Source organism: Sphingomonas sp. 66-10, assembly GCF_001897045.1.
GTDB lineage: Bacteria > Pseudomonadota > Alphaproteobacteria > Sphingomonadales > Sphingomonadaceae > Sphingomonas > Sphingomonas lycopersici.
On sequence record NZ_MKRR01000164.1, the window covers coordinates 1 to 9,629 of the forward strand.

6 protein-coding genes are annotated in these 9,629 nt (G+C 66.9%); 4 read left to right on the forward strand and 2 right to left on the reverse strand.

Annotation, left to right across the window (positions count from 1 at the left end; translation table 11 throughout):
* Positions 1–71: 71 nt before the first annotated feature.
* Positions 72–1,790 (reverse strand): sodium:solute symporter family transporter, encoded by a 1,719-nt coding sequence (locus tag BGN95_RS25700; protein WP_286774465.1) that lies wholly within the window; start codon positions 1,788–1,790, stop codon positions 72–74.
* Positions 1,787–2,623, reverse strand: a complete 837-nt coding sequence (locus BGN95_RS25705) for an HpcH/HpaI aldolase/citrate lyase family protein (RefSeq protein WP_286774466.1) — start codon at positions 2,621–2,623, stop codon at positions 1,787–1,789. Before BGN95_RS25705 ends, BGN95_RS25700 begins: the two co-directional genes overlap by 4 nt.
* Positions 2,624–2,860: 237 nt before the next feature.
* Here BGN95_RS25705 and BGN95_RS25710 point away from each other — a divergent pair, with 237 nt between their 5' ends.
* From BGN95_RS25710 to BGN95_RS25725, 4 genes are all read left to right on the forward strand, one after another.
* The gene (locus BGN95_RS25710) at positions 2,861–5,035 is read left to right on the forward strand and encodes a TonB-dependent receptor (protein ID WP_286774467.1); all 2,175 of its coding nucleotides are present in this window, start codon (positions 2,861–2,863) and stop codon (positions 5,033–5,035) included.
* A gap of 17 nt (positions 5,036–5,052) precedes the next feature.
* Positions 5,053–6,009 (forward strand): PfkB family carbohydrate kinase, encoded by a 957-nt coding sequence (locus BGN95_RS25715; protein ID WP_286774468.1) that lies wholly within the window; start codon positions 5,053–5,055, stop codon positions 6,007–6,009.
* 10 nt (positions 6,010–6,019) lie between these two features.
* Positions 6,020–8,164: an SUMF1/EgtB/PvdO family nonheme iron enzyme gene (locus tag BGN95_RS25720; RefSeq protein WP_286774469.1), complete on the forward strand. Its 2,145-nt coding sequence runs from the start codon at positions 6,020–6,022 to the stop codon at positions 8,162–8,164.
* 7 nt (positions 8,165–8,171) lie between these two features.
* A partial coding sequence (locus tag BGN95_RS25725; protein WP_286774470.1) for a glycoside hydrolase family 127 protein occupies positions 8,172–9,629 on the forward strand: 1,458 nt, incomplete at its 3' end.

A 9,629-nucleotide genomic window follows, 5' to 3' on the forward strand; every position in this document is an offset into this window, starting at 1 on the left:
CCGCACAAGGCGCTAGGCTACCGATCACCCCGCGAGTACATCACCCAAACCCGCGAGGCCTCGTCAGGCAATTAGGGGGCAACGACACTGGGCAGCAGGATCAGCGCGAACAGCCACACCGAGCGTTTGGCTTCCTTCTCGGACGGTGTCGCCAGCACGCGCTGCATCAGCACCTGATCCTTGGGGAAGGTGAGCACCACGTCGAACAGGGCGAGGACGAGGAATGCCCAAACGGTCGGCTGGGTGACGTCGAAGCTGAAGTTGAGCATCCGCGTCTTGTCGAACGCCGTCGCGGTATCGACGACGTCGCCGAACCCGATCTGGTAGATGACGAAGCCGATCGCAAAAAACGCGCCGGCGGTGAGTACCAGCACCTGGAACACATCGGTCCATACCACCGCGCGCATCCCGCCCAGCGCGGTATAGACGATCGTGAACAGGCCGACGATCAGGATGCAGGCGACGATATTGGTATCGGTGATCGTGCCGATCGCCATCGCGGGCAGGAACAGCACGATCCCCATCCGCCCACCGATCTGCATGCAGATCCACAAGGCGCTGGAAAGCATGCGGATCGCCGGGTGGAAGCGCGCTTCGAGATAATTGAACACCGAAACCAGATTGAGCCGGCGGAACACCGGCACCACGACCAGCGCGACGAACATCAGCCCGCAGACGGTCGCGATCTTCGACATGATATATTGCCAGTCGGTCTCGAACGCCTTGGCCGGCACCGCGAGATAGCTGATCGAGCTGATGCTGCCGGCGAACATGCTGACCCCCGCCGCCCAGGCCGGGATTGCGCGCGACCCGAGAAAGAATTCGGACGAGGGACCGCCCTTGGCGCGGCGATAGAAGGTGAGACCGATACCGAGCATCGCGAACAGATAGACCGTGATGATCGCCCAATCGATCAGCCCGAGCGGCTCGCGGTTGAACCTGAGCGTCAGGGTGGAGACGGCAAGCGCGCCGTTGCGCCGCGACGCGATCAGCAGCCCCTCGCCGTGGCTGACCGCGGCGAGCGGTTCGCCGGGAAGCGCCGCGCCCATAGGCGCCCAGGCGTCGGTGATCATGCTGTAGCTGTAGAGATGCGTGCCGCCCGCGTCGCGGAGGAGGTAGAGCAGATAGGCCTGTCCGATCGGGCGCGGGGCGCCGACGACGGTGCCGCGCGCCGTCGCGCCGCGTCGCCACCCGCCGGTCGGCAGCCAGCGCCATTGCTGCTGGTCGGCCAGCGTGACGGCAATGCCCCTGTTCTGCGCTGCGAGCGCGACCGGCACGCCGCCGGGCCAGGGGGCGAGCGTCTGCCAGCGCGCGGATTGCGCCCAGGCGAGGCGGAACAGTCGCGGGGTGCCGTCCTCGCCGACCCCGGCGACGAGCAATGCATCGGGCTGGAAGGCGCCGACCGCCGAGCGCAACGGCACCAGAAGATCGGGGAGCGCCTTCGCCACGATCGCGCCATTCGCCAGTGTGAGCGCGGCAGCGGAGGTCGCCACGCCGCCCGCGCCGGAAAGGATTGCGGACCCCTGGCCGTCGCTCACCACAGCGAGCATTTTCGAGGGGATATTGCGCGTTCCGATCGCCGACCAGCTGCGGTGCCGCAATATCTGCGCCCGATCGCGATCGAACGCGACGGGGAATCCGTCGATCGCGGCCAGCGACAGATCACCGCGATCGCCCGACGGCGCGGGTAATGTCGTGGTCTCGATCTCGGTCGGTTGCTTCGCCGCCGCGGGGGCGGCCTGAAACAGCAGCGCGCCGAGCAGCGTGAGCAACAGGAGGCGCAAGGTCATGCCGCCTCCCCCGCGCGCCGCAAAATCGCGCGCGCCGCGCTGATCGCCGGTGCATCGACCATCGTGCCGTCGAACACGAAGGCGCCTTTGCCCTGCGCTTGGGCCGCGGTCGCCGCGGCCACCAGCCGTCGCGCGCGATCGAGCTCGGCGCCGCGGTCGAACACCGCATTGGCGATCGCGATCTGCCGCGGATGGATGCAGCTTTTGCCGATATAACCGAGGCTTCGCGCCAGCTCCGCCTCGGCGCGAAAGCCGGGATCGTCGGTAAGGTCGGGCCAGGCGCCGTCATAGGCAAAGCATCCGGCCCGTCCGGCGGCGAGCCGGATCGGCCACAGCGCGGCGTGGACGTGGCGGGGATCGTTTCGATCGATGCCGAGCGGCGCGAACAGATCGTTGAGCCCGACCTGAAGCCCCGCGACCCGCGGATGCGCCGCCGCCACCGCCGCCGCATCGGCCAGCGCGGCGGCGGTCTCGATAGTGACCAGCAGCCCGGCGGCGAGGCGCAGCGCATCGATCTGCGTGGCGGCGGCATGGACGATATCGGGGGTGTCGGCCTTGGGCAGGTTGATCAGATCGACACGCAGCCCGGCGAGCGCCGCCAGATCTTCCGCGAAAAAGGGCGTGTCGAGCGCGTTGACGCGGACGATCAGCCGCTTGGCCGATGCCATCGCTTGATCCGAGCGCAGGAATGCCGCGAGCCGCGCGCGCGCGGCCGGCTTTTCCGCCGGCGGCACCGAATCCTCGAGATCGAATGACAGCGCGTCCGCCGCCCCGTCGATCGCCTTGGCGAAGAATTCGGGGCGCGAACAGGGTACGAACAGCTTGCTCCGCATCGACACGATCCTCCCCCGATGCCGCGCCTTCGCAGCAATTCCAACGCTTGTAGCGCCGAAAATGCACGCAATCCCTGTCTTCACAGCGCAGAAAATATGCGGTCCGGTCGATCGATCCCAAAGCGAAATCGTGGCGATCGAACCACACAAAATCTGTTGTGTGAACACACCGCCGCTCGCTTCTTCCGCTTTTTCCCTTGGGTTAGGCTGTAGCCAATAAACGGGGGGAGGATCACCGTGACAACCAATGCGCATCTGACGTTCGCTGCTTTTCTGCTGTCCGGCGTGGCCTTGCCCGCGGTGGCGCAACTGGCCCCGCAGCCGGCCCCGGTGAGCGACCCCGCCCCGGCCGATGATTCGAGCCAGAATACCGTGATCGTGACGGGCACGCGCTCGCCCAAGGCGATCGACAAGGTCGCCGGCGCGGTGACGGTCATCACGCCTGCCGAAGTCCAGCGCTCGCTGACGATCACCGAAGACGCCACCGCGGTGCTGGCGCGCACGGTGCCGGGCTATTCCGAATCCAACCAGACGATGAACACGCTGGGCGAAACGATGCGCGGCCGCACCGCGCTCTATATGTTCGACGGCATTCCCCAATCGACCCCGCTGCGCGACGGGAGCCGCAACGCGACCTTCACCGATATGTCGACGGTCCAGCGGATCGAGGTGATCGGCGGCGCCTCGGCGGCGGAGGGGATCGGCGCGGCCGGCGGGCTGATCAACTATATCTCGAAGCGCGCGACGGAGGAGGGCACGCATATCGGCCTCACCGGGCGCTTCGGGTCGCAATATCGCGACGATAGCGCGATCTGGAAGATCGGCGGGACGATCGCGCACAAATCGGGCGATTTCGACGTGTTCGCGGCGGCGTCCTATGTCGATCGCGGCATCACTTATGACGCGCGCGGGCGGCGCATCGGGCTCAGCGCGTCGAGCTCGCTGGCGGATACCAAGCAGGTCGATTTCTTCCTCAAGGTCGGTCACGATTTCGCCGGCGGCACCCAGCGCCTCGAAGCGACCGCGAGCTATTTCAAGCTGACCGCCAAGGGCGATTATCATTATGTCGCGGGCAGCCGCGCGCTCGGCATCCCCGATACCGCCGAACCCGGCCCGCCGCGCGACCCGGTTACCGGGCAGCTGCTTTTCGCGCCGGACTTCAATCGCTTCCAGCAATATGCGCTGAACTACTCAAACAGTGATCTGGTCGGCGGCAACCTTGTCGTGACCGGCTATTTCGCCAAGCAGGAGATGCGCTTCCCCGGCGACAACAGCGTTGACAAGCAGGATCCGCTGATCTCGTCCGGCGTGATTTTCGACCAGTCCGAAATCCTGTCGAAGAAATACGGGCTGCGCACTTCGTACACGCGCCCGGATTTCCTGACCAAGGGCCTCGAACTGCGCTTCGGCGTCGATCTGGTCCACGATCAGACGCGGCAATATCTTGCGCTCACCAATCGCGTGTGGGTGCCGCCGATGAACTATACCAGCGTCGGCCCTTATGCGCAGCTGAGCTATGATCTCGGCCCGGTCACGCTGAGCGGCGGCTGGCGGCACGAGGCCGGCACGGTGAAGGTCGATGATTATACCACGACCTATTATCGCAACCGCGTGTTCGTGAAGGGCGGCAAGCTCAAATATACCAACGATCTGTTCAATGCGGGCATCGTCGGCCGGCTCGGCGGCGGCTTCTCCGCCTTCGCGACCTATGGCGAGGGCTTCACCCTCCCCAACGTCGGCATCCCGCTGCGCAACGTCAACGTGCCGGGCAAGACGGTCGAGGGCCTGCTCGATCTGAAGGCGGTGGTGTTCAAGAACAAGGAAGTCGGCGTCAACTGGCGCGGCCGGATGGGCAGCGTCGGCGTATCCTATTACCAGTCGAAATCGGACCTCGGGTCGAGCCTGTCGATCGATCCGATCACGCGGGACTATGTTCTCAACCGTCGCCCGATCAAGATCTACGGCATCGACTTCAGCGCCGAATTCCGCCCGATCGACTCGCTACGCCTCAACGCCTTGTTCAGCCATGTGCTCGGCAAGACCTCGGCCGCAAACAACGTCACCGAGCCGCTCGACGTTACGCTCGGGATGCTCAACATCGCGCCGGACAAGGCGAACGGCCAGATCAGCTGGCAATATACGCCCGAAGGCTCGGTGTCGCTCGGCGTGACGAGCTTCTTCAATCGCAACATCAACATCGGCCGCGGCGCGCTCGAGGAGCATACCAAGGGCTATACCTTGTTCGATCTGACGACCAATTATCGCTTCAAGCAGGTCGGCACCGTCTCGATCGGGGTCGAGAATCTGTTCAACAAATTCTATTTCCTGTCGTCGTCGCAGATCGACATCTACCAGAATTATTTCGCGGGCCGCGGCCGAACGGTTACCGTGACCCTGCACCGCGATTTCTGATCGGGAGTATAACGATCGTGATCCGAAGCGACCGGCCGGGCGGCGTATTGGTGGCGGGCTCGGCCAATGCCGATTTCGTCGTGCGCGCCCGGCACGTTCCGGCGCCGGGCGAGACCTTGCTCGGCGGCGACCTTTCGGTCTTTCCCGGCGGCAAGGGCGCCAATCAGGCGGTCGCCGCCGCGCGCGCCGGCGGGGCGCAGACGGCGATGGTGGTCGCATTGGGCGAGGACGATCAGGCAAGGCTGCTGATCCGGTCGCTCGAAGGGGCGGGGGTCGAGCTGCACATTCGCCGCTCGGCGCGATCGACCGGTGCGGCGCTGATCACCGTATCGGACGAAGGCGAGAATGCGATCACCGTCGCGCCGGGCGCCAACGCCGATCTGAGGCCGGAGGACCTTCCGCCGCTCGACGCTATCGCGTGGCTCGCGATGCAGCTGGAAACGCCGCTCGAAACCGTTCTGGTCTATGCCCGGAGCGCGCAGGTGCAGGGCGTGCGGGTGCTGCTCAATGCCGCCCCGGCGCGTGCATTGCCCGAAGCGCTGCTGCGCGCGGTGGACGTGCTGGTGGTCAATGAGGAAGAGCTGACCGCATTGGTCGGCGAGCACGGGTCGATCGCCGAACGGCTGGCGCGGACCGGCGTCGCGATCACGGTGGCGACGTTGGGGTCTCGCGGAGCCGTGGCGTTGGTCGATGGCGACTATCTCGTCCAGCCCGCCTTCGCGGTGACCCCGGTCGATACGACCGCGGCCGGCGACGCCTTTTGCGGCGTGCTAGTCGCAGACCTTGCCGCGGGCGAGGCGCTCGGCGCCGCGCTGCGCCGCGCCGCCGCGGCCGCCGCGCTGGTGACGACGCGCGCCGGCGCCCAGTCGAGCATCCCCACCCGCGCCGAGGTCGTGGCTTTCATGGCCGAGGCGCAGCCTGCCGATCATCGGCCGCTCGCGCTTTATTGTGGCATCGGCGCGACGGCGGGTTGAAAACGAGATCATGACCAATCCCATCCGCACCACCAGCGACGTCAAATTCTCGCACGCGCTGACCGGCCCCTATCTGCCGACCCCGGGCAAGGTTCCCGGCTGGCCCTTCGCCGAAATGGGCCGGTGGAAGATCGACGCCGACGGCAGCGCCGACGAATGGGTGCAGGGGCTGATCGAATGGCGCCGCGAGCATCGCATCCGCATCGGCTTCGACGACAGCCTGTATCGCGACCCGCGGCTTGCCTGGTCGCAGTCGAATTTCGTCCATACGCTGCTGATGGTCGAGGATCGCTATTTCTACGATCCCGAGACCGGCCGCTATACGGTCGATCGCTATCTCGACGATCTCGAGGGGCGGCTGGGGCGCGTCGACAGCGTGCTGGTCTGGTATATCTATCCCAATATCGGGGTCGACGATCGCAGCCAGTTCGATCTGGTCGACGCTCTGCCCGGCGGCATCGCCGGGCTGAAGCAGGTCGTCGCGGACTTTCACCGGCGCGGCGTCAAGGTGTTCCTGCCGACGATGCCGTGGGACAATGGCACCGCGCCGAACGACGCGCCCGACTGGGAGCGGATGGCGGCGATCGTCGCCGAAACCGGGGCGGACGGCATCAACGGCGATACCTATAGCGGCGTCCCGCTCGCCTTCCACCGCGCGTGCGAAGCCACGGGGCGCCCGGTGGTGCTGCAGCCGGAGACCACCGCGCAGGCCGGCGATCATATCCTGAGCTGGAACCTGCAGAGCTGGACCAAGCGCGTGCCCGACGAGAGCATCCCGACGGTGCTCAAGCTGAAATGGCTCGAACCCCGCCATATCATCAACATCGAGAACCGCTGGAGCCGGCAGCGCACCAACGACCTGCAGCACGCGCTGTTCAACGGTGTCGGCTATGTCGCGTGGGAGAATGTGTTCGGCTTCGTCAATCTCTTCACCCCGCGCGACGGCGAGACGCTGCGCCGGGTGGCGATGGTGCAGCGGCGGTTCGCCGATCTGATCGCCGGGCCAGACTGGCGCCCCTATGAGCGGACGCTCCAGGCCGGCATCTTCGCCAGCCGCTTCCCGGGCGACGGGCGCATCTTGTGGACGCTGATCAACCGTCAGGAATATGCGATCGACGGCGAGCAATTGAGCGTGCCGCACAATGCGGGCACGCGCTATTTCGACGTCTGGAACGGCGTCGAGCTCGATCCGCGGATCGATCGCGACCGTGCGATCCTGTCGGTGCCGATGGCGGGGCGCGGCTTCGGCGCGATCCTTGCGCTGGCGGCGGGGCAGGTGCTCGACGGGCTCGACGCGTTTCTTGCGGACATGGCGGCGCGCGCGGTGCTGCCGCTCGACTCCTTCCCGGCACGCTGGACCGCCGCCGCGCAGACGCTCGTCCCGATCGCGCCGACCACACCGCATACGCAGGCCCCCGACGGGATGATCGCGATCCCCGCGGCCGATTTCGATTTCGTCGTCCACGGCATCGAGATCGAGGGTTACGCCGCCGAGGGAGTCGACGTGCAATATCCGTGGGAAGAAAGCCCGCGCCGGCATCACCGCCACCGCATGCATATCGACGCATTCTGGATCGATCGCTTCCCGGTGACCAACGCGCAGTTCAGGACCTTCCTCGCCGACAGCGGCTACGCGCCCGCCGACACGCGGAATTTCCTGAAACATTGGCAAGACGGCGCGCCGCCCGCAGGTTGGGAGAACAAGCCCGTCACCTGGGTCTCGCTGGAGGATGCGCGGGCCTATGCCGGGTGGGCCGGGAAGCGCCTGCCGCGCGAATGGGAATGGCAATATGCCGCGCAGGGAACCGACGGCCGCGCCTATCCCTGGGGCGAGGATTGGGATGCGACCGCGGTGCCCGAGCCGTCGCTCGCGCGCGTCATGCCCGATCCGGTCGATATCGGCACGCATCCTGCGGGGGCGAGCCCGTTCGGGGTCGAGGATCTCGTCGGGACGATCTGGCAATGGACCGACGAATATCATGACGATCGGGTGCGCGCTGCGGTGCTGCGCGGCGGCAATGCCTATCAGCCGCAGACCTCGCATTGGTATTTCCCGCAAGGCTATCGCCTCGACGAGCACGGCAAGTTCCTGCTGATGGCCCCGGCGAAGGACCGGTCGGCCGGGATCGGATTCCGCTGTGCCGCCGATCGCTGAGCCCGCGATGCGGCTGTCACTGCCCGGCGAGGTGACACTCGGCGGGTTGCTCGGCGATGCGCTGGAGGCCAATCGCGCCGGGCGCCTGTCACATTTCATCACCGACGAACACAGCCCGGCGATCGCGCTGTTCGCGCCCGAGAAGGTGGCGGCCAACGAGGAAGGCGACTGGTATGGCGAACATGCCGGCAAGTGGCTTTCCGCCGCCGCGCGCGCCGCGGCCCGCGCCGGCGATGCGGCGCTGCTCGGCAATGTGCGGCGGGTCGCCGATTATCTGATCTCGCGGCAGGATGCGGACGGCTATCTCGGCAATTACGCGCCGCCGCGACGCTTCATGGTGCCGCAGCCGCCGAAGCCGGTCTCGTGGGACGGCGCCCCGGCGCTGCGCACCTGGGATATCTGGACCCACAGCTATCTGATCCTCGGGCTGATCGAGGTCCATCGCGCGACCGGCGACGAACATTATCTTGCCGCCGCCCGGCGGATCGGCGATCTGTGCTGGCGGGTGTTGAGCGACGGCGCGGTGAAGATCACCGATCTCGGCAACCATTTCGGCTTGTCGGCGACCGCGCTGCTCGATCCCGCCACCGAATTGTATCTGGCGACCCGCGAGCGGCGCTATCTCGATCTGGCCGAGCTGGTGCTGGCGCAGATCGAGGCCGAGCCGCGCAATCGCCTGTTCTCGCTGGCGCTGGCAGGTGCCGATCCGTCGGAGATCGCCACCGGCAAGGCATATCAATTGCTGTGGAACCTCGTCGGTGTCGCCAAGCTGCACCGGGCGACGGGTGATGCGCGCTATCTCAGCGCGGTGCGCAACATCTGGGCGGCGGTCCGCGCGCATCATCTGACGCTCGGCGGCGGCCCGTGGGGCGGGGTGGCGCATCGCTCGCGCGAGGTCTTCAACCCCGCCGGGGTGTTCAGCCCCGAAGCCTATGTCGAAACCTGTTCGACGATGGCCTGGATCCAGCTCAACCGCGAATTGCTGGCGATCACCGGCGATGCCGCCTTCGCGCAGGAGATCGAGCGCAGCGCCTATAACGACCTGCTCGGCGCGCAGGCGCCGGACGGCGAAGATTGGTGCTATTATTCCTTCCCCAACGGACGGCGCACCCACACCACTTATTGGCGCTGCTGCAAGTCGAGCGGCGCGATGGCGTTGGAGGAGCTGCCCGCGATTGCCTATGGCGTCACCGCCGACGGCGCGCTGGCGGTCAATCTGCTCGGCGCGTCGACCGCGGTGCTGGATCTGCCCGGCGCCGGGCGTGTCCGCATCCGGCAGGAGGGGCGCTATCCGCTGGATGGGCCGCTCTCGATCTCGGTCGACCCGGCGGCGGCGGCGCGCTTCGCGATGCTCGTCCGCATCCCCGATTGGGCGAACGGCGCGCGGCTGCAGGTGAACGGCGAGCGTTTCGCGGCCGAGCCGGGCGGCTATGCGCGGATCGAGCGCGAGTGGCGGCCGGGGGAC

Coding starts and splice junctions, on each gene's coding strand:
- BGN95_RS25700 (WP_286774465.1), bottom strand. CDS start 1,790: ATGACCTTGCGCCTCCTGTTGCTCACGCTGCTCGGCGCGCTGCTGTTT.
- BGN95_RS25705 (WP_286774466.1), bottom strand. CDS start 2,623: ATGCGGAGCAAGCTGTTCGTACCCTGTTCGCGCCCCGAATTCTTCGCC.
- BGN95_RS25720 (WP_286774469.1), top strand. CDS start 6,020: ATGACCAATCCCATCCGCACCACCAGCGACGTCAAATTCTCGCACGCG.